Origin of the sequence: Streptomyces sp. NPDC001351, assembly GCF_042896045.1 — a bacterium.
Taxonomy (GTDB): Bacteria; Actinomycetota; Actinomycetes; order Streptomycetales; family Streptomycetaceae; genus Streptomyces.
Genome location: NZ_JBIAWS010000004.1, coordinates 1 through 20,363, shown reverse-complemented (window position 1 = coordinate 20,363; position 20,363 = coordinate 1). Strand labels below are relative to the sequence as shown.

Here is a 20,363-nt window from a genome sequence, read left to right as displayed (position 1 = left end):
GGACTGAACCTCACGGGGGTTGAGATGTACAAGGTGGTACGGGCGCGGCTGCGTGCCCTGGTGTGCAGGGCGCGTGCGGCGCGCAGGGACGCGGGGATGGTCACCTCGGAGTACGCGATGGGAATCGTGGCGGCGGTGGCGTTCGCGGTGGTCCTCTACAAGGTGGTGACCAGTGGGCAGGTCGACGCGGAGCTTCAAAACATCGTGAAGCGGGCGCTCGATGCGCAGATGTGAGCGGGGCGGGGACAGGGGGTTCGTGACGGCGGAGTCGGCCATGGTGCTGCCCGTGCTGGTGATGTTCGCGATGGCCCTGGTGTGGGCGCTGCTGGTCGTGGCCGCGCAGATCCAGTGCGTGGACGCGGCCCGGACCGGAGCGCGTGCGGCGGCCCGCCAGGACCCGGGCGACAAGGTCGTCCAGGTGGCCCGTGAGGCGGCACCGCGGGGCGCGAGGGTCACGGTCGGCCGGGAGGGGGACCAGGTCCGCGTGGTCGTGGTGGCCAGACCGCCGCTGCTGCGCGGTCTGCCCTTCGACGTACGGGAGGAGGCCGTGGCCGCGGCGGAGGAGACCGTGGGGGTGGGGCCGTGACCGGCGGCTTCTTCACACGCCGGTGGGCCGTCGTCGTCCGGGGCGGGGACCGCGGTTCCGCCACCGTCTGGAGCGTCGGTGCGATCACGGTGCTGTGCGTGGTGTTCGGGGTCGTGCTCGCCCTGGGACAGGCCGTCGCGGTCCGGCACCGTGCGGCAGGCGGTGCGGACCTCGCGGCACTCGCGGCGGCGGACCACTGGGCGGACGGCACCGCGGCGGCCTGCGCCCGGGCCGACCGGGTGGCGCGGGCGCAGGGCATCCGGCTGGTGCGGTGCGTGATCGTCGGCGAGGTCTCGGACGTGACGGCGGCGTCGGGACGGGGGCCGTTCGTGGCGGAGGTCAGGGCACGGGCGGGACCTGCGGTGCTCCCGGACCAGGCTCTGCCTCGGCCTTCTCCTCCGGCGCCCCCGCCACCGGGTCTTCCCCGGCCTTCTCCTCCGGCGCCCCCCGCAACAGCACCGTGAGCAGCCGCACAGCCCCCCTCTTGTGCAGCGGATCGTTGCCGTTGCCGCACTTGGGGGACTGGATGCAGGACGGGCAGCCCGCCTCGCACTCGCAGGACGCGATGGCCTGGCGGGTGGCGGTGAGCCAGGCGCGGGCGGTGTGGAAGGCGCGCTCTGCGAAGCCCGCGCCGCCCGGGTGGCCGTCGTAGACGAAGACCGTGGGGAGGAGGGTGTCGGGGTGCAGCGGGATGGAGACCCCGCCGATGTCCCACCGGTCGCAGGTCGCGAAGAGGGGCAGCATGCCGATCGACGCGTGCTCGGCGGCGTGCAGGGCGCCGCCGAGGATCTCCGGGGCGATCCGGGCCTCGTCCAGCTGGTCCTCGGTGACCGTCCACCACACCGCGCGTGTGCGCAGCGTACGAGGAGGGAGGTCGAGTTTCGTCTCGCCGAGCACTTCCCCGGTGATGAGCCGACGACGCAGGAAGGAGACCACTTGGTTGGTGACCTCGACGGAGCCGTAGCACAGGCGCCCGTCGCCCCAGGGGATCTCGGTGTCCGTCTCCAGGACGCTGATGGACGTCGTGTCGCGGGCGACGGTCGAATACGAGGGGCTCGCCTCCGTGACCAGGGCCACCGAGTCCTCCAGGTCCAGGGAGCGCACGAGATACGTACGGCCCTGGTGGAGGTGGACCGCGCCCTCGTGGACGGTCGTGTGGGCGGCGCCCGCGTCGACCGTGCCGAGCAGGCGGCCCGTGCCGGACTCGACGACCTGGACCGGCCGGCCGCCCTCGCCGCGGATGTCGGTGAGGTCGGCGGCCCGTTCCCGGCGCGTCCAGTGCCAGGCCTTCGTACGGCGACGGAGCAGCTTCGCGGCCTCCAGCTGCGGCAGCAGCTCCTCGCAGGCGGGGCCGAAGAGTGCGAAGTCCTCGTCGGTCAGCGGCAGTTCCGCGGCGGCCGCGCACAGGTGCGGGGCCAGGACGTAGGGGTTGTCGGGGTCGAGGACCGTGGACTCCACGGGCTGCTCGAACAGGGCCTCGGGGTGGTGGACGAGGAAGGTGTCCAGCGGGTCGTCGCGGGCGACGAGGACGGCCAGGGCGCCCTGCCCGGAGCGTCCGGCGCGGCCCGCCTGCTGCCACAGGGACGCGCGCGTGCCCGGGTATCCGGCGATGACCACGGCGTCCAGCCCCGAGACGTCGATGCCGAGTTCGAGGGCGGTGGTCGCGGCCAGGCCGAGGAGTTCGCCGGAGTGCAGGGCCTGTTCCAGGGCGCGGCGCTCCTCGGGGAGATAGCCGCCGCGGTACGCCGCGACACGCCGGGCGAGGGAGCGGTCTACCTCGGCGAGACGTTCCTGGGCGATCACCGAGATCAGCTCGGCGCCGCGCCGGGACCGAACGAAGGCGACCGACCGGACCCCCTGCACGGCGAGGTCGGTCAGCAGGTCGGCCGTCTCGGCGGTGGCGGTACGGCGGACGGGTGCACCCTTCTCGCCCTGCATCTCGGTGAGCGGGGGCTCCCAGAGGGCGAACACCAGTTCACCGCGCGGTGAGGCGTCGTCGGCCACCTCGACCACCGGGAGGCCCGTCAGACGGCGGGCGGCGACCGAGGGCTCCGCGGCGGTCGCGGAGGCCAGCAGGAAGACCGGGGAGGCGCCGTAGCGGGCGCACAGGCGGCGCAGGCGGCGCAGCACCTGGGCGACGTGCGAGCCGAAGACACCGCGGTAGGTGTGGACCTCGTCGATGACCACGTACTTCAGCGACTTCAGGAAGGAGGACCAGCGGGGGTGGGACGGCAGGATGCCGCGGTGCAGCATGTCCGGGTTGGTCAGGACGTAGTTGGCGTACTGCCGGACCCATTCGCGTTCCTCGAACGGCGTGTCCCCGTCGTACACCGCAGGACGTACGGCATTTCCCAGAGGTTGTGAAAGTTCCTTCACGGATCGGCACTGGTCCGCCGCAAGAGCCTTCGTGGGAGCCAGGTAGAGGGCGGTGCTCCCGCGGCCGTTCGGGGCTTCGGAGCCGTCCAGGAGCGTCGAGAGCACCGGGACGAGGTACGCCAGGGACTTGCCGGACGCCGTGCCGGTGGCGACGACCACCGAGTCGCCGTCCAGGGCGTGCTCGGCGGCGCGTGCCTGGTGGGCCCAGGGGTGCTCGATGCCGCAGGCCTGCACCGCGGCGATGACCTCCGGGCGAATCCGGTCAGGCCAGACGGCATGGCGACCCTCGCGCGGGGGCAAGTGCTCCGTATGAGTGATGCGCGAAGCCCGGCTCGGCCCGGAGGCGAGCCGGCCCAGGATCGTGCCCGGTGCGAGCTGGGACACGGTCTCCGTCGGGGATCGATCGGATCGGTGATTCTTGGCCATCGGCACCGAGTGTGTCACCGGCGTGACGGACAATGGGACCAAGGCGTCGTGCACGTCTGCCGTAAGTGATTGAATGCCATCGCGGCTGGCGAACCGTTCCGGGGGCTCTGCCGAGGTGTCCCGAGGGGCGACCGCTCGAGTAGCAAGGTGCTGGAGGATCCGTGGACCTGTCCCTGTCGACCCGTACCGTCGGCGATCGTACGGTCGTCGAGGTCGGTGGAGAAATCGACGTATATACCGCGCCCAAGCTGCGCGAGCAGCTGGTCGAGCTGGTGAACGACGGGAGTTTCCACCTCGTCGTCGACATGGAGGGCGTGGACTTCCTCGACTCCACCGGGCTCGGCGTGCTGGTCGGCGGCCTGAAGCGGGTGCGTGCCCATGAGGGCTCGCTGCGCCTGGTCTGCAACCAGGAGCGCATTCTGAAGATCTTCCGCATCACCGGCCTCACCAAGGTGTTCCCGATCCACACCTCGGTCGAGGAAGCGGTGGCGGCCACCGACTGACCACCGCCTCACGGAGCGGGAAAGGACCGCTCCAAGGCGGAAGAAGTTCAATGAGGGGGTCCGGGCTTTCGCCAGCCCGGCCCCCCGACAGCACGCCCGTAGTTCCGAGGGGGATGCATGGCCACCGTTGAACTCCGCTTCAGCGCGCTGCCCGAGCACGTCAGGACCGCCCGACTGGTGGCGGCAGCGGTGGCGCGCAGGGCCGGAGTGGACGAGGCCGTCCTCGACGAGGTCAGACTCGCCGTCGGCGAGGCCTGCAGCCGTGCCGTCGGACTGCACCAGAGCGCCGGGATCACGGCGCCGGTGAAGGTGCAGCTGGTCGAGGAGGAGAAACAGTTCTCCATCGAGGTCGGCGACCAGGCACCACGCTCGTCCCCCGGAGACGGGGCGCCGGGCTCGGTGGGTGAGGACGTGGAGACCGAGGAGGACGAAATGGGCCTCGCGGTCATCAGCGGCCTCGTCGACGACGTGGAGGTGACCGCCGGCGCGCACGGCGGACAGATCCGCATGACCTGGCCGACCACACCGCCCACCGCGGTGCTCACCTGACTTCCCCTTCGCAAGACGTCCCAGGGCCCTGCTGAGCAGGGCCCTGGGTGTTTTTCCGGCCGTTCCCGGGAATTCGTGAAGGAATTCACGATCAATCACCTGATAATTTGATCAAGCGTCAATGCGGGCGTCAATGCCTTTGGGGCATTACCTCTTTCGGGTTCTGTGGCTTGACGTCGATCATTTGCTGAAGAGCATGTGAAGGCCAATTCCGTTTACCGCGGACTGTTTTGATCAGGTCGCGGTACCTACAATCCGTCCACATCTTGAGCTCAGCCCAAGCGTCAAGGAGGACGAATGGCGGGGCTTTCTACCCCTCATCAGTTTGATCACCCCACGACCCTCGCAGCCGCAGTACTGACGGACGACAACCGGATCATCGTGACGGTCATCGGGGTCGTCGCGCTGGCCGCGCTCGTGGTCGCAGGCATCCTGGTACGCCAGGTGCTGGCGGCGGGCGAGGGCACCGACAGCATGAAGGAGATCGCAGGAGCGGTCCAGGAAGGTGCGAACGCCTATCTGGCCCGGCAGCTGCGCACGCTCGGTGTATTCGCCGTCGTGGTGTTCTTCCTGCTCATGCTGCTGCCCGCGGACGACTGGAATCAGCGCGCCGGACGATCGATCTTCTTTCTGATCGGCGCGGCGTTCTCGGCAGCCACCGGCTATATCGGTATGTGGCTCGCCGTGCGCAGCAATGTCCGTGTCGCCGCGGCGGCCCGGGAAGCGACCCCGGCGGAAGGTGAGCCGGAAAAGGATCTCACCGCCGTCTCGCACAAAGCCATGAAGATCGCTTTCCGCACGGGCGGCGTCGTCGGCATGTTCACAGTGGGGCTCGGTCTGCTGGGCGCCTCCTGCGTGGTGCTGGTGTACGCGGCCGACGCGCCGAAAGTGCTCGAAGGCTTCGGCCTCGGGGCCGCCCTGATCGCCATGTTCATGCGTGTCGGCGGCGGCATCTTCACCAAGGCCGCCGACGTCGGCGCCGACCTGGTCGGCAAGGTCGAGCAGGGCATTCCGGAGGACGACCCGCGCAATGCCGCGACCATCGCCGACAACGTGGGCGACAACGTCGGCGACTGCGCCGGTATGGCCGCCGACCTGTTCGAGTCGTACGCCGTGACCCTGGTCGCCGCGCTGATCCTCGGCAAGGTGGCCTTCGGCGACTCCGGACTGGCCTTCCCACTGATCGTGCCCGCGATCGGTGTCGTCACCGCCATGATCGGCATCTTCGCGGTCGCCCCGCGCCGGGCCGACCGCAGTGGCATGACCGCGATCAACCGGGGCTTCTTCATCTCCGCGGCGATCTCGCTCGTGCTGGTGGCGGCGGCCGTCTTCATCTATCTCCCGTCCAAGTACTCGGACCTCAACGGCGTCACTGATGCCGCGATCAAGGCCAAGGACGGCGACCCGCGGATCCTCGCGGTCGTCGCGGTCGCGATCGGCATCGTGCTGGCGGCCGTCATCCAGCAGCTGACCGGCTACTTCACCGAGACCAACCGTCGCCCTGTCATGGACATCGGCAAGACCTCGCTGACCGGCCCGGCCACCGTCGTCCTCGCCGGTATCTCGGTGGGTCTGGAATCGGCCGTCTACACCGCCCTGCTGATCGGCCTCGGCGTCTACGGGGCCTTCCTGCTCGGCGGCACGTCGATCATGCTTGCGCTGTTCGCCGTGGCGCTGGCCGGCACCGGCCTGCTCACCACGGTCGGCGTGATCGTCGCAATGGACACCTTCGGCCCGGTCTCCGACAACGCGCAGGGCATCGCCGAGATGTCCGGCGACGTCACGGGCGCCGGCGCTCAGGTGCTCACCAACCTGGACGCGGTCGGCAACACCACCAAGGCCATCACCAAGGGCATCGCCATCGCCACCGCGGTCCTCGCGGCGTCGGCGCTCTTCGGGTCGTACCGTGACGCGATCACGACCGGCGCGCAGGACGTCGGCGAGAAGCTCTCCGGAGCGGGCGCCCCGATGAGCCTGATGATGGACATCTCGCAGCCGAACAACCTCGTCGGCCTGATCGCGGGCGCGGCGGTCGTCTTCCTCTTCTCGGGGCTGGCGATCAACGCGGTGTCGCGGTCGGCGGGCTCCGTGGTCTACGAGGTGCGCCGGCAGTTCCGTGAGAAGCCCGGGATCATGGACTTCACGGAGAAACCGGAGTACGGCAAGGTCGTCGACATCTGCACCAAGGACGCCCTCAGGGAGCTGACGACGCCGGGTCTGCTGGCGGTCATGGCGCCCATCGCCATCGGGTTTACGCTGGGTGTCGGCGCTCTCGGTTCGTACCTGGCCGGCGCGATCGGCACGGGCACGCTGATGGCGGTGTTCCTCGCCAACTCCGGCGGTGCCTGGGACAACGCCAAGAAGCTCGTCGAGGACGGCCACCACGGTGGCAAGGGCAGCGAGGCCCATGCCGCCACGGTGATCGGCGACACGGTCGGCGACCCCTTCAAGGACACCGCGGGTCCCGCGATCAACCCCCTGCTGAAGGTGATGAACCTGGTGTCGCTGCTCATCGCGCCCGCGGTGATCAAGTTCAGCTACGGCGACGACAAGAACCTCGGGGTACGGATCGCGATCGCGGTCCTCGCCCTGCTTGTCATCGTCGGGGCGGTCTACGTCTCCAAGCGGCGCGGGATCGCCGTGGGCGACGAGGGTGACGCCGAACGGGTGTCCAAGTCGGCGGACGCCGCGGTGGTTTCGTAGGCGGTCCCACGAGGTCCGGCTCAAGAGGCGGGGGGGGGGGGGGGGGGGGGGGGGGGGGGGGCCGCCCCCCGGGCGGGCGGGCGCCCCCCCCCCCCCCCCCCCCCCCCGCGGCGGGTGGTGACAAAAATGGGGAGTGGGGGGGGGGGGGGGGTGGCGGGGGGGGGGGGGGGGGGGGGGGGGGGGGGGGGGGGGGGGGGGGGGGGGGGGGGGGGGGGGGGGGGGGGGGGGGGTGGGTGGGGGGCCCCCCCCCCCCCCCCCCGCCTCCTGTTTCCGCACCCTCACCGTGAGCCTTCTCTCGCCCCGTGTAATTAGTCACAAAAGGGGTCATAGTCGCCGTTCGGTATGCGGCTGTCACCCGCCCGGCGTGTATGTTCCGGGGCCGAGAGCCATGGAAGGGACCAATCCGGTGAACAAGAAGCTCGCGGCCGCACTGTCCGGCGGTGCGGTACTGGTACTGGCGCTGTCGGGATGCACCAGCAGCAGCAAAGGCAACGACAAGCTGGATGCCTGGGCCAAGCAGGTCTGCGACGCGGTGCAGCCGCAGGCCAAGAAGATCGGGGCCGCCAGCGCCGCGATCCAGAAGCAGACCTCGGACAACAGCACACCGGATGCGGTCCGCAAGACCGATGCACAGGCCTTCCAGGACATGTCGGACGCCTACAAGGCGATCGGCGACGCGGTCCAGAAGGCCGGGGCCCCCGATGTCGACAACGGCGCGAAGAAGCAGACGGACGCCGTCAAGGAACTCGACGACATCGCCGCGTCGTACGCGGCTCTGAAGAAGCAGGTCGACGGGCTCGACGTCAAGGACCAGGCCAAGTTCGCCGACGGCCTCAAGGACATCGCGACCTCGCTGGACAAGCTGAGCTCGAGCGGCAACGACGCCCTGAAGACCCTCGAGGCGGGCGACGTCGGCAAGTCGATGGCCAAGCAGTCCAGCTGCAAGAGCGCATCCACGGCCCCCTCGCCGGCGGCGAGCTGAACCAAAGCTGCAGCCGACCCCTCCGCCCCGCCACAATGGGGGGCGTGAGTACCTCAGGCCTGCCCGCCCTGCCCGCCCTGCCCGCTGTCCCCGCTCCCGGCCGTCCCGACGTCGCCGCCCGGCTGCGGGACGCCCTGCTCGGGGCGTCCTTCACCGCTGACGGGCTGCTGGAGCTGCTCGGCGCCCCCGCGTACGCGGCGCTGGCGCGCAGCGAGACCGTGCCCGCGCTCCGGGCGACCCGTGGGGACACGCCGCTGGAGGTGCTCGTACGGCTGTTCCTGCTGCAGCAACCCGTGCCGCACGCGCGCGTGGCCGACGTTCTGCCGGTCGAGGAGTGCCTGGAGAGCGGCTGGCTGCGGCGGGTCGGCGGAGACTCCGAGGACGACGTGGCCGCGACCGTGGACGTACGGCCGTACGGCGGGCCCGGCGGCGAGGACTGGTTCATCGTGTCCGACCTCGGCTGTGCGGTCGGTGGAGCGGGCGGGATCGGCAGCCGTGAGGAGGGCGTCGTCCTCGGCGTCGGCGGCGCGTCCACGACCCTTGCGGGCATCACCGTCCGTACGCCCGTCTCCGCCGCCCTCGACCTCGGCACCGGTTCCGGCATCCAGGCGCTGCACGCCGCCCAGCACGCCACGCGCGTGACGGCGACCGATCTCAACCCGCGCGCGCTGCACATCACCGCGCTCACGCTGGCGCTCTCCGGCGCACCGGCGGCCGAGCTGCGCGAGGGCTCGCTGTTCGAGCCGGTGCGCGAGGACGAGACGTACGACCTGATCGTGTCGAACCCTCCCTTCGTGATCTCGCCCGGCGCACGGCTGACGTACCGGGACGGCGGGATGGGCGGGGACGATCTGTGCCGCACGCTCGTTCAGCAGGCGGGGGAGCGGCTGAACGAGGGCGGGTTCGCGCAGTTCCTCGCCAACTGGCAGCACGTGGAGGGGGAGGACTGGCAGGACAGGATCAGGTCGTGGGTGCCGCGCGGCTGCGACGCGTGGATCGTGCAGCGTGAGGTCCAGGACGTCACGCAGTACGCCGAGCTGTGGCTCAGGGACGCCGGTGACCACCGGGGCGACCCGGCCGAGTACCAGGCGCGCTACGACGCCTGGCTGGACGAGTTCGAGGCGCGCAAGGTGAAGGCCGTCGGGTTCGGCTGGATCACCCTGCGCAGGACGACGGCCGCCGTGCCCTCGATCACCGCCGAGGAGTGGCCGCACCCGGTCGAGCAGCCTCTCGGCGACACGGTACGGGCGCATTTCGACCGTCTCGACTATCTGCGCGCGCACGACGACGCGGCGCTGCTGGAAGGGCACTTCAAGCTCGTCTCCGAGGTCGTCCAGGAGCAGGTCGGGCTGCCCGGCGCCGAGGACCCGGAGCACGTCGTGCTGCGCCAGCACCGGGGCATGCGCCGGGCCACCAAGGTGGACACGGTCGGCGCGGGCTTCGCGGGCGTCTGTGACGGCTCGCTGAGCGCCGGCCGCATTCTGGACGCGATCGCCCAACTGGTCGGCGAGGACCCGGTCTTGCTGCGCGACCGTACGCCGGCACAGATCAGACTGCTGGTGGAGCAGGGATTCCTCGAGCCGGCGTAGGAGCGGGGCGGCGAAGGGGGTCGTTTTCGGGACGCGGGCACGGATTTGCGGGTCTGCCGCGGCGGCTGTTCACGCCCCCTGGCAAATTGAGCGGCGAGAAGATCATCGGCAAAGCGAACGAGTTGTGCAGGACCAAGCAGGAGCAAGCAGGGACACGCTCTGCAGCAACTAATTCGAGTCGACCTTGGCACCGGGGCCCCAGCGCTTCGGGTGCGGCTGCGTGGCGGACCGGACGACTGGGGCCGCGTGTGAAAGCCGGGCGAGGTCCCGGTCCCGGGTGAGCCCACGCGTCCGTCGGCTCCGCGTTCACCCAGGGTTCGCCTGTGCGCCGCCCACGCGTGTCAGTCTCGCCGGGCGGGGCACTCGCGAACGGGAGAAAAGGGGCGCGGCAGGCCATGGAAAGCGGACCGGCGATCTTCGCGGGAGTGGTGTTCGCCCTGTTCGGAGGGGCGCTGCTGACATGGACCGTGGCCCGGGTGCGGCACCGCGAGCCGGTCGCCCACGGTGTGAACCCCGTCGCATCGGCGACCCTCGCGAGCATTGCCTCGGTGATCATGCTGGGCCTCGCAACATGGTGCCTGACCCGGGTATGAAAGCGGCCCCGGAGCTGCGGCTCGGTTAATTGAGAGGTGATCCTCCGGACTGGCTCGAAATGGCCGGTGGGTACTCCGGGCGGCAGGAATGGCGGTAGTCGGGTTACCGTTCGAGTGGCCGTTGCGGGCTTTTCCCGTTTGACACGGGGGCGGGATGTACCGTCACACTCCGCAGCGTCACCATGACCCGCCCTCGGGACCGAGAAATCCCCGGGGAGGCCCAGCGTCGACCGGAGAGAAGAGCGAAGTTGTCCCCGACCAGCGAGACCGCACACGGCGGCCGCCGACTCGTCATCGTCGAGTCGCCTGCCAAGGCGAAGACGATCAAGGGCTACCTCGGCCCCGGCTACATCGTCGAGGCGAGCGTCGGGCACATCCGCGACCTTCCCAACGGTGCCGCGGAGGTGCCGGAGAAGTACACCGGCGAGGTCCGCCGCCTCGGTGTGGACGTCGAACACGACTTCCAGCCCGTCTATGTGGTAAACGCTGACAAGAGGGCCCAGGTCAAGAAGCTCAAGGACCTGCTGGCCGACTCCGACGAGCTCTTCCTCGCCACGGATGAGGACCGCGAGGGCGAGGCCATCGCCTGGCACCTCCTGGAGGTGCTCAAGCCCAAGGTCCCGGTCAAGCGCATGGTGTTCCACGAGATCACCAAGGACGCGATCCGCGAGGCCGTCGCCAACCCGCGCGATCTCAACAAGCGCATGGTCGACGCCCAGGAGACCCGCCGCATCCTCGACCGCCTCTACGGCTACGAGGTCTCGCCGGTCCTGTGGAAGAAGGTCATGCCGCGCCTGTCGGCCGGCCGCGTCCAGTCCGTCGCGACACGACTTGTGGTGGAGCGGGAACGCGAGCGCATCGCGTTTCGTTCTGCCGAGTACTGGGACCTGACGGGCACCTTCGCGACCGGCCGCGCGGGGGATCCGTCGGACCCGTCGTCGCTGGTCGCCCGCCTGCAGACCGTCGACGGCAGGCGAGTCGCACAGGGCCGCGACTTCGACTCCCTGGGACAACTCAAGAGCGCGAACACCCTCCACCTCGACGAGGCGAACGCCCGCGCCCTCGCCGCCGCCCTGGAGAACACGCAGTTCTCGGTGCGCTCGGTCGAGTCCAAGCCGTACCGCCGCTCGCCGTACGCCCCGTTCCGTACGACGACGCTGCAGCAGGAGGCGAGCCGCAAGCTCGGCTTCGGCGCGAAGGCCACCATGCAGGTCGCGCAGAAGCTGTACGAGAACGGCTACATCACCTACATGCGTACGGACTCCACGACGCTGAGCGACACTGCCGTGGCCGCCGCCCGCGCCCAGGTCACGCAGCTGTACGGCGCCGACTACCTGCCGTCGGCCCCGCGGACGTACGCCGGCAAGGTCAAGAACGCGCAGGAGGCGCACGAGGCGATCCGGCCCTCGGGTGATCGTTTCCGCACGCCCGCCGAGACGGGCCTGACGGGCGACCAGTTCAAGCTCTACGAGCTGATCTGGAAGCGGACCGTCGCCTCCCAGATGAAGGACGCGACCGGCAACTCCGTCACGGTGAAGATCGGTGGCACGGCCGCCGACGGCCGGGACGTCGAGTTCAGCGCGTCCGGCAAGACGATCACCTTCCACGGCTTCCTGAAGGCCTACGTCGAGGGTGCCGACGACCCGAACGCCGAGCTGGACGACCGCGAGCGCCGGCTGCCGCAGGTCGCCGAGGGCGACCGGCTCAGCGCCGAGGAGATCACGGTCGACGGGCACGCCACCAAGCCCCCGGCCCGCTACACCGAGGCCAGCCTGGTCAAGGAGCTCGAAGAGCGCGAGATCGGCCGCCCGTCGACGTACGCGTCGATCATCGGCACGATCCTCGACCGCGGGTACGTGTTCAAGAAGGGCACGGCACTCGTCCCGTCCTTCCTGTCCTTCGCCGTGGTCAACCTCCTGGAGAAGCACTTCGGACGACTCGTCGACTACGACTTCACGGCCAAGATGGAGGACGACCTCGACCGCATCGCCCGCGGCGAGGCCCAGTCCGTGCCGTGGCTGAAGAGGTTCTACTTCGGCGAGGGCACCCCCGAGAGCGGCGGCGCGGCCGAGGCGGGCAACGGCGACGGGGACCACCTCGGCGGTCTCAAGGAGCTGGTGACCGACCTGGGTGCGATCGACGCGCGCGAGGTGTCGTCGTTCCCGGTGGGCAACGGCATCGTGCTGCGCGTCGGGCGCTACGGCCCGTACATCGAGCGCGGCGAGAAGGACGCCGAGGGCCACCAGCGGGCGGACGTGCCCGAGGACCTCGCGCCGGACGAGCTGAACGTCGAGCTCGCGGAGGAACTGCTCGCCAAGCCGAGCGGCGACTTCGAGCTCGGTGCCGACCCGCAGACGGGCCACCAGATCATCGCCCGGGACGGCCGCTACGGCCCGTACGTCACCGAGGTGCTCCCCGAGGGCACGCCGAAGACCGGCAAGAACGCCGTGAAGCCGCGTACGGCCTCGCTGTTCAAGTCGATGTCGCTGGACACGGTGACGCTCGAGGACGCGCTCAAGCTGATGTCGCTGCCGCGAGTCGTCGGCGCCGACGCCGAGGGCCAGGAGATCACCGCGCAGAACGGGCGCTACGGGCCGTACCTGAAGAAGGGCACGGACTCGCGTTCGCTGCAGTCCGAGGAGCAGCTCTTCACGATCACGCTCGAAGAGGCGCTGCAGATCTACTCGCAGCCCAAGCAGCGTGGCCGTGCGGCCGCCAAGCCGCCGCTGAAGGAGCTGGGCACCGACCCGGTCAGCGAGAAGCCGGTGGTCGTCAAGGACGGCCGCTTCGGGCCGTACGTCACCGACGGGGAGACCAACGCGACCCTGCGCTCCGGCGACAGCGTCGAGGAGATCACCCCTGAGCGCGGTTTCGAACTGCTCGCCGAGAAGCGGGCGAAGGGGCCCGCCAAGAAGACGGCGAAGAAGGCGCCCGCGAAGAAGGCCCCGGCCAAGAAGGCGACGGCCGCCAAGAAGACGGCTGCGAAGAAGACGACGACGGCGAAGAAGACGGCTGCCAAGACGACCGCCGCCAAGAAGACCGCCACGAAGAAGGCGACGGCTTCGAAGACGGCGTCGGACGACTGAGGCAGGACGACTGAGTCCTGACGACTGAGCCGAGGCGCCTTGCCCCACGGACGCTTCGCAAAACGAACGCCCCGATATCGCTTTGGTGTCGGGGCGTGCGCACGTCCGCACGCGCGCCCCGGGCTGTCAGTCGGTCCCGATAGGCTGAAAGCATGACGCGAGCCGAGCAGCCAACGGCCCACCACCCGGCCCCCGACGACGCCCTTGTCGCGGACTCCCGCGAGCGCGCCGTCCGCGCCCTGCTGCGCCGACCGCAGCTGCGGCGGCTGTGGAGCGCACAGCTCGTGGGCGGAGTCGGGGACACCCTCGCCCTCCTCGTGCTGGTGCTCCTCGCCCTCCAGGCGGCGATCGGCGAGGGCTCGTTCGGCGGTGGGTACCGGGGCGTGGCGTTCGCAGTGGCGACCGTTTTCGGAGTGCGCATCCTGGCGACGCTGCTCTTCGGAGCCGTTCTGCTGGGGCCGCTGACCTCGCTCACCTCTCAGGAGGGCCCCCTCGACCGCCGCTGGACCATGGTCGGCGCCGACGGCGTCCGGGTCGCCGCGCTGATCGTCGCGCCCCTGTGGATCGACTGGACGCCGGACAACGCGCTCGCCGCGCTGCTGGTCACGGCCTTCGTCACCGGAGTCGCCGAGCGCTTTTGGACGGTGTGCCGCGAGAGCGCGGCGCCCGCCCTGCTGCCGGCCCCGCCCCCGGAGGGCGCGACGGTACGACCGCTGCCGGACCACATGGACGCTCTGCGGCGCCTGTCGCTGCGTACGAGTTTCGTGGCGATCCCGCTGGCGGCTGCCGCGCTCGTCGTCGCGGGGCTGCTCAACAATCTGCTCGGCACCGGGCTCGACTGGTTCGACCAGCACCAGGCGGCCCTCGCCTCGTATGTGGCGGCCGGACTGTTCGCCGCGTCGCTGTCCGTGGTGACCTTCCTGGAGCTGCCCGACACGCGCACCCCGCGCGCGCGTTCGCCGCTCGAGGGGCTGCGCCGACCCAAGACCGGCACGGGCGTGGACAAGGGGCGCACGGGCGCCATCCCGCTGCTGGTGCTCTCGGCCGCCGCCGTCGCGGGCGCGATCTCCGCGGCCGTCGCCGTCTGCGTGCTGCACGCCAAGGACCTGGGCGGCGGCCCGGTGATGTACGGGCTGCTGGTGCTCGCGCTGACGGGCGGTGTCGTCGTCGGCATCCGTACGGCGCCTTCCGTGCTGCCGACCCTGTCGCGGCGCCGGCTGCTCGCGCTGGCGATCGCCTTCACCGGCGTCGCGCTGCTGGCCGCCGGGCTCGTCCCGGACGTCACCACGGTCCTGCTGATCGTCGCGCTGGCCGGCATCGGCGCGGGCGTGGCCGCCAACACCGGGCACACGCTGCTCGACCAGGAGGCCGAGGACTACCGGCGGTCGCGTACGACGGAGCACCTGCACGCGGTGGTACGCGTGTGCGTGGCGCTCGGCGCCGTGATCGCGCCCGTGGTCGCGGCGGGGATCGGGCCGCACCGGCTGCAGAACGGCAAGTTCGTGTTCGCACACGGCGGCGCCGCGTTCACCCTGATGCTGGTGGGGGCGCTGCTGCTGCCGGTGGCCGCGCTGGTGCTGGCCAAGGTCGACGACCGCTCGGGCGTGCCGCTGCGGCACGACCTGCGGGACGCGCTGCTGGGCGGCGACGACCCGGAGCAGACGCCCACGGACTCCGGTTTCTTCATCGCCCTGGAGGGCGGCGACGGGGCCGGCAAGTCCACGCAGGCCGAGGCCCTCGCCGAGTGGATCCGCGGCAAGGGCCACGAGGTCGTGCTGACCCGCGAGCCGGGGGCGACACCGGTGGGCAAGCGGCTGCGGTCGATCCTGCTGGACGTGTCGAGCGCGGGGCTGTCCCACCGGGCGGAGGCCCTGCTGTACGCGGCGGACCGCGCGGAGCACGTGGACACCGTGGTCAGGCCCGCGCTGGAGCGGGGCGCGGTGGTCATCTCCGACCGCTACATCGACTCCTCGGTGGCCTACCAGGGTGCGGGCCGTGACCTGTCGCCGACTGAGATCGCCCGCATCAACCGCTGGGCGACGAACGGACTCGTACCGCATCTGACCGTGCTCCTCGACGTCTCGCCGGACATCGCGCGTGAGCGGTTCACGGAGGCGCCGGACCGGCTGGAGTCGGAGCCGGCCGAGTTCCACGCGCGCGTGCGGTCCGGTTTCCTCACGCTGGCCGCGGCCGACCCCGGGCGGTACCTGGTGGTGGACGCGGGCCAGGAGCCCGAGGCCGTCACCACTGTCGTACGGCACCGGCTCGACCAGCTGCTGCCGTTGTCCGAGGCCGAGGTGAAGGCCCAGGAAGAGGCGCGGAAGAAGGCCGAGGAGGAGGCCCGCCGCAAGGCCGAGGAAGAGGCGGCCCGCAAGGCCGAGGAGGAGCGGCTGGAGCGCGAGCGCCAGGAACAGCTCGCCAAGCTGCGCGCCGAGGAGGAGGAGCGCAAGCGGCGCGAGCTGGAGGAGGCGCAGCGCCGCGAGGCCGAGCGGCAGGCGGAGGAGGCACGGCAGCGCGCCGAGGAAGCCCGCCGCCGTGCCGAGGAGGAGCAGGCCCGGCTCCTCGCGGAGGAGAAGGCCCGCGCCGAGGAGGAGGCGCGCCGCAAGGCCGAGGACGAGCGGCGGCGCAAGCAGGCCGAGGAAGAGGCCCGGCTGCACGCCGAGGCCGAGGCACGTCGTCTGGAGAAGCAGCGCAAGGCCGAGGAGGCGCTGCTGCGCGCCGAGGAGGCCAGGCGGCTCGCCGAGCAGGCCGCGGCCGCCGCGGAGGCGGGCCCCAGGCGGCCTGCGGCGCCCGTGGTGCCGCCGGAGGCGTCGACGGTGCCGACGCCGGTCGTGACGCCGACGAACGCGTCGGGCGGGCCGGTGGAGGAGACCGCGGTGCTGCGGCCGGTGCGGGAGGAGAAGCCTCGCGGCGAGTCCGAGTCCGAGGTGACGGCGAAGCTGCCGCAGCCGCCGGCTCCCACGGGGGCGACGGACGAGACGGCCGTGCTGCCGCCCGTCGTGCCGGGAGCGGCCGACGAGACGGCCGTGCTGCCGCCCGTCGTGCCGGGAGCGGCCGACGAGACGGCCGTGCTGCCGCCGGTGCCGTCCGGCGCGGAGGACGAAACCGCCCTGCTGCCTCCCGTGCCGGGCGAGGACCCCGCGCATCGGGTGCCGCCGGGGCTCTTCCGGGACGAGCACCGGGGCGCGCGGCCGGACGGCGCCGAGGACCGTACGCGGGAGTTGCCCCAGATCGACCCGGAGGGCGAGCCCCGGCGCCGGGCGCGTTCCGACTGGGCCGAGGAGACACCCCTGGACGACCTGCCGACGCTGGCGGACGAACTGCTGGGCCCGCACGAGGACGAGCAGGACGACGACGGCGCGGGCCGCGGGCGGCGCGGCCGGGGGCGGCGGGGCTGAGAGATGCGCCCGTGGCCGGGCGGGCTGCGGGAGAGTGGGGTCCGCCTCGCTGGGCGCCGGTGTGGGTCGGCCGGGGTCGGCTGGTGGTTGCCGTACGGGGGTGCAGCGGGCGCCGGGGGCGCGTCGGCGCGGGTTCGGTGCGGGCGGTGTCGGGCTGCCCGCCGTTGCGCCGCCGTCCGGGCGGAGCGGTCGGTGGTGTGGGGCCGGCTGGTTCGTTGCCGTGCCGGGTTGCGGACGCGTTGCGCTGCGCTCGGAGGTTCGGCCGGGGATCCGGCCCGTCCGGACCTGCTTCGCCCTCTACGAGCAGCAGCAGAACCGCTCCCTCGCGCAAGCCGTCCCGGGAGCCGCCCGGGCGGCACCGGGCGCTCGGCCGTCGTTGTCAGTGCCGGGCCGCACAATGGATCCCGCAACGTGAAACGTGACGAAAGGGCGGGGTGAGCGCATGACCGTCTGGGACGACCTCGTCGGCCAGGAGAAGGTGGCCGAGCAGCTCGGCGCAGCCGCCCGGGACGCCGATGCGCTGGTCACCGCGGCCGCTGCCGAGGCACCGCCGCCCGAGGCGTCGAAGATGACGCACGCCTGGCTGTTCACGGGGCCGCCGGGCGCCGGGCGGACCCAGGTGGCGCGGGCGTTCGCCGCCGCCCTGCAGTGCGTCAGCCCCGACCGCGCTCTCGGCGGAGCCCCGGGCTGCGGGTTCTGCGACGGTTGCCACACCGCCCTCGTCGGCACGCACGCGGACGTCACCACCGTTGCCGCCGTCGGCACGCAGATCCTCGCCGACGACATGCGCGACACCGTCCGCAAGTCGTTCACCTCGCCGGCCAACGGCCGCTGGCAGGTCATCCTCGTCGAGGACGCCGAGCGGCTGAACGAGAAGTCCGCCAACGCCGTCCTGAAGGCCGTGGAGGAGCCCGCCCCGCGCACGGTCTGGCTGCTGTGCGCCCCCTCCATCGAGGACGTCCTGCCCACGATCCGTTCCCGCTGCCGGCATCTGAACCTGCTCACGCCTTCCGTGGACGCCGTCGCCGACATGCTCGTACGACGGGAAGGCATCGAACCGCCCGTGGCCGCCGCGGTGGCCCACGCCACGCAGGGGCACGTGGACCGGGCCCGCCGCCTGGCCACCGACCCGGCAGCCCGCGAGCGCCGCGCCGCCGTCCTGAAGCTCCCGCTGCGCGTCGAGGACGTCGGCGGCTGTCTCAAGGCCGCCCAGGAGCTCGTCGACGCGGCCGCCGAGGACGCCAGACAGCTCGCCGAGGAGCGGGACGGCAAGGAGACCGAGGAGCTGAAGGCAGCGCTGGGCGCGGCCCAGGGCGGCCGGATGCCGCGCGGCACGGCGGGCGTGATGAAGGACCTGGAGGACAAGCAGAAGCGGCGCAGGACGCGTACGCAGCGCGACAGCCTCGACCTCGCCCTGACCGACCTCACCGGCTTCTACCGCGACGTCCTGGCCCTCCAGCTCGGCACCCGAGTGGCCCTCGCCAACGCGGACGCCGAGGACACCCTGGAGCGCCTCGCCCGCGCCGGCTCCCCCGAGTCCACCCTCCGCCGCATCGAGGCGATCGCCGCCTGCCGCGAGGCCCTCGACCGCAATGTTGCTCCGCTGCTGGCGGTGGAGGCGATGACGATGGCCCTCAGAGCGGGCTGACGGCGCGCGAAGGCAGGTGATCAACGGGAGGTTGGCGAGGTAATTCATACGAGCCACGGCGCACACGGACAGCATCTGAACGGCTGCGCAGAGTTACCCTCGCCTGATGTACATCAGGCGCAGCTCCCGTTCCTGCCGTCCCAGAACCGCAGTCACCCTCCTCGCCGCGGCCGCACTGCTCGTCTCCGCCTGCTCCACCGGAGGCACCGCGAGCACCGGCGGCAATGCGGCGGATGCGGTGCTGGCCGCGCTGCCGCGGTCGACACCGTCCGCTCTCTCGCCGTACTACGGGCAGAAGCTGAGCTGGCACACCTGCGGTCCCGCGGGCTTCGAATGCGCCACGATGAAGGCACCGCTCGACTACGCCAGGCCGGACGCCGGGGACGTACAGCTCGCCGTCGCCCGCAAGAAGGCCACCGGCAAGGGCAAACCGCTCGGGTCCCTGCTGGTGAACCCGGGCGGGCCGGGCGGCTCGGCGATCGGGTACCTGCAGCAGTACGCCGGTGCCGCCTACCCGGCCCAGGTACGCGCCCGCTACGACATGGTCGCCGTCGATCCGCGCGGCGTCGGCCACAGCGAGCCCGTCGAATGCCTCGACGGCCGGCAGATGGACGCGTACACACAGACGGACACCACCCCCGACTCCGTCCATGAGACCAACGAACTCGTCCGCGCGTACCGGAAGTTCGCGGAGAGCTGCGGGCAGCACTCGGCCCAGCTGCTGCGGCACGTCTCCACCGTCGAGGCGGCCCGCGACATGGACATCCTGCGGGCGGCGCTGGGGGACTCGAAGCTGACGTATGTGGGGGCCTCGTACGGGACGTTCCTCGGGGCGACATACGCCGGACTCTTCCCGGAGCGGGTGGGCCGGCTGGTGCTGGACGGCGCGATGGACCCCTCGCTGAGCAGCCGCGAACTGAATCTGGACCAGACCGCGGGGTTCGAGACGGCGTTCCAGTCCTTCGCGAAGGACTGCGTGCAGCAGCCCGACTGCCCGCTCGGCGGCAAGGGCACCACACCCGCCCAGGTCGGCGACAACCTCAGCGCCTTCTTCAAGGAACTGGACGCACACCCCATCCCCACCGGCGATGCCGACGGCCGCAAGCTCGGCGAGGCCCTGGCCACCACCGGCGTGATCGCGGCGATGTACGACCAGGGCACGTGGGCGCAGCTGCGCGAGGCGCTGACCTCGGCGATGAAGGAGAAGGACGGCGCGGGCCTGCTCGTCCTCTCGGACAGCTACTACGAGCGCAACGCCGACGGGCACTACACGAACCTGATGTCCGCCAACGCCGCCGTGAACTGTCTGGACCTCCCGGGTGCCTTCGCCGGCCCCGAACAGGTGGAGAAGGCGCTCCCCTCCTTCGAGAAGGCCTCCCCGGTCTTCGGCAGGGGCCTCGCCTGGGCCTCCCTGAACTGCGCGTACTGGCCGGTGCAGCCGACCGGCGCTCCGCACCGCATCAAGGCGAAGGGTGCGGCCCCGATCGTCGTGGTCGGCACCACCCGTGATCCGGCGACCCCGTACCGCTGGGCCCAGTCCCTGTCCCGCCAGCTCACCTCGGCCCGCCTCCTCACCTACGAGGGCGACGGACACACCGCCTTCGGCCGCGGCAGCACCTGCATCGACTCCACGGTCGACGCCTACCTGCTCCGCGGCACCCCTCCGGCCAACGGAAAGCGCTGCTCATAGCCCTGCGACCAGCCCCGCGGAGGCACCGCCCGGGGCTGGTACGGAGCACCCCTCGAAACTGTGTAGACTTACCGACGTTGCTGATCGCACCATAGTGCGGACGGCGCGCCGCCTTAGCTCAGATGGCCAGAGCAACGCACTCGTAATGCGTAGGTCTCGGGTTCGAATCCCGAAGGCGGCTCCAAGGTGAACCGCAAGTCAGGCCTCTGACCTGCGGTTTCTTTGTTTCCTTGA

General features: G+C 71.4%; 13 protein-coding genes, 1 tRNA gene and 1 pseudogene. 14 read left to right on the top strand and 1 reads right to left on the bottom strand.

Features of this window, described 5'->3' with window-relative positions; translation table 11 throughout:
• Positions 1–24 precede the first annotated feature (24 nt).
• From ACFY1U_RS14880 to ACFY1U_RS14870, 3 genes and pseudogenes are all read left to right on the top strand, one after another.
• Positions 25–234 carry a DUF4244 domain-containing protein gene (locus ACFY1U_RS14880; RefSeq protein WP_390695201.1) on the top strand — a complete coding sequence of 70 codons (210 nt, stop codon included), beginning with the start codon at positions 25–27 and terminating at the stop codon, positions 232–234.
• Entirely contained in the window at positions 221–586 is a 366-nt protein-coding gene (locus ACFY1U_RS14875) for a TadE family type IV pilus minor pilin (protein ID WP_390694550.1), read from the top strand. Before ACFY1U_RS14880 ends, ACFY1U_RS14875 begins: the two co-directional genes overlap by 14 nt.
• A pseudogene (locus tag ACFY1U_RS14870) lies at positions 583–1,029 on the top strand (Rv3654c family TadE-like protein); the annotation flags it as partial. The gene ACFY1U_RS14875 and the pseudogene ACFY1U_RS14870, both read left to right, overlap by 4 nt.
• Here the strand turns inward: ACFY1U_RS14870 and ACFY1U_RS14865 are convergent.
• Positions 926–3,388 carry a DEAD/DEAH box helicase gene (locus ACFY1U_RS14865; protein ID WP_390694549.1) on the bottom strand — a complete coding sequence of 821 codons (2,463 nt, stop codon included), beginning with the start codon at positions 3,386–3,388 and terminating at the stop codon, positions 926–928. The pseudogene ACFY1U_RS14870 and the gene ACFY1U_RS14865 overlap by 104 nt on opposite strands.
• Before the next feature lie 161 nt (positions 3,389–3,549).
• Between ACFY1U_RS14865 and bldG the strand changes: the two genes are divergently transcribed.
• The 11 genes from bldG to ACFY1U_RS14810 all read left to right on the top strand — a co-directional run bounded on the left by bldG (position 3,550) and on the right by ACFY1U_RS14810 (position 20,313).
• On the top strand, positions 3,550–3,891 hold the full coding sequence (bldG, locus tag ACFY1U_RS14860) for an anti-sigma factor antagonist BldG (protein ID WP_003975386.1): 342 nt from the start codon (positions 3,550–3,552) through the stop codon (positions 3,889–3,891).
• Between the two features lie 117 nt (positions 3,892–4,008).
• Positions 4,009–4,440, top strand: a complete 432-nt coding sequence (locus ACFY1U_RS14855; protein WP_390694548.1) for an ATP-binding protein — start codon at positions 4,009–4,011, stop codon at positions 4,438–4,440.
• 297 nt (positions 4,441–4,737) lie between these two features.
• Positions 4,738–7,143, top strand: coding sequence for a sodium-translocating pyrophosphatase (locus tag ACFY1U_RS14850; RefSeq protein ID WP_390694547.1), 2,406 nt, complete (start codon positions 4,738–4,740; stop codon positions 7,141–7,143).
• A gap of 388 nt (positions 7,144–7,531) precedes the next feature.
• Entirely contained in the window at positions 7,532–8,125 is a 594-nt protein-coding gene (locus ACFY1U_RS14845) for a small secreted protein (protein ID WP_390694546.1), read from the top strand.
• Positions 8,126–8,160: 35 nt separating this feature from the next.
• A complete protein-coding gene (locus ACFY1U_RS14840; RefSeq protein ID WP_390694545.1) occupies positions 8,161–9,714 on the top strand; it encodes a methyltransferase in 1,554 nt (517 codons plus the stop codon).
• Between the two features lie 395 nt (positions 9,715–10,109).
• Positions 10,110–10,307: a hypothetical protein gene (locus tag ACFY1U_RS14835; protein ID WP_390694544.1), complete on the top strand. Its 198-nt coding sequence runs from the start codon at positions 10,110–10,112 to the stop codon at positions 10,305–10,307.
• A 248-nt stretch (positions 10,308–10,555) separates the two neighbouring features.
• Positions 10,556–13,393, top strand: a complete 2,838-nt coding sequence (topA, locus tag ACFY1U_RS14830; RefSeq protein ID WP_390694543.1) for a type I DNA topoisomerase — start codon at positions 10,556–10,558, stop codon at positions 13,391–13,393.
• Positions 13,394–13,545: 152 nt separating this feature from the next.
• Positions 13,546–16,791 (top strand): dTMP kinase, encoded by a 3,246-nt coding sequence (tmk, locus tag ACFY1U_RS14825; protein WP_390694542.1) that lies wholly within the window; start codon positions 13,546–13,548, stop codon positions 16,789–16,791.
• A 442-nt stretch (positions 16,792–17,233) separates the two neighbouring features.
• A complete protein-coding gene (locus ACFY1U_RS14820) occupies positions 17,234–18,439 on the top strand; it encodes a DNA polymerase III subunit delta' (protein ID WP_390694541.1) in 1,206 nt (401 codons plus the stop codon).
• A gap of 106 nt (positions 18,440–18,545) precedes the next feature.
• Positions 18,546–20,129 (top strand): alpha/beta hydrolase, encoded by a 1,584-nt coding sequence (locus ACFY1U_RS14815; RefSeq protein WP_390694540.1) that lies wholly within the window; start codon positions 18,546–18,548, stop codon positions 20,127–20,129.
• A 107-nt stretch (positions 20,130–20,236) separates the two neighbouring features.
• A tRNA-Thr gene (locus tag ACFY1U_RS14810) sits at positions 20,237–20,313 on the top strand.
• Positions 20,314–20,363: the final 50 nt, after the last annotated feature.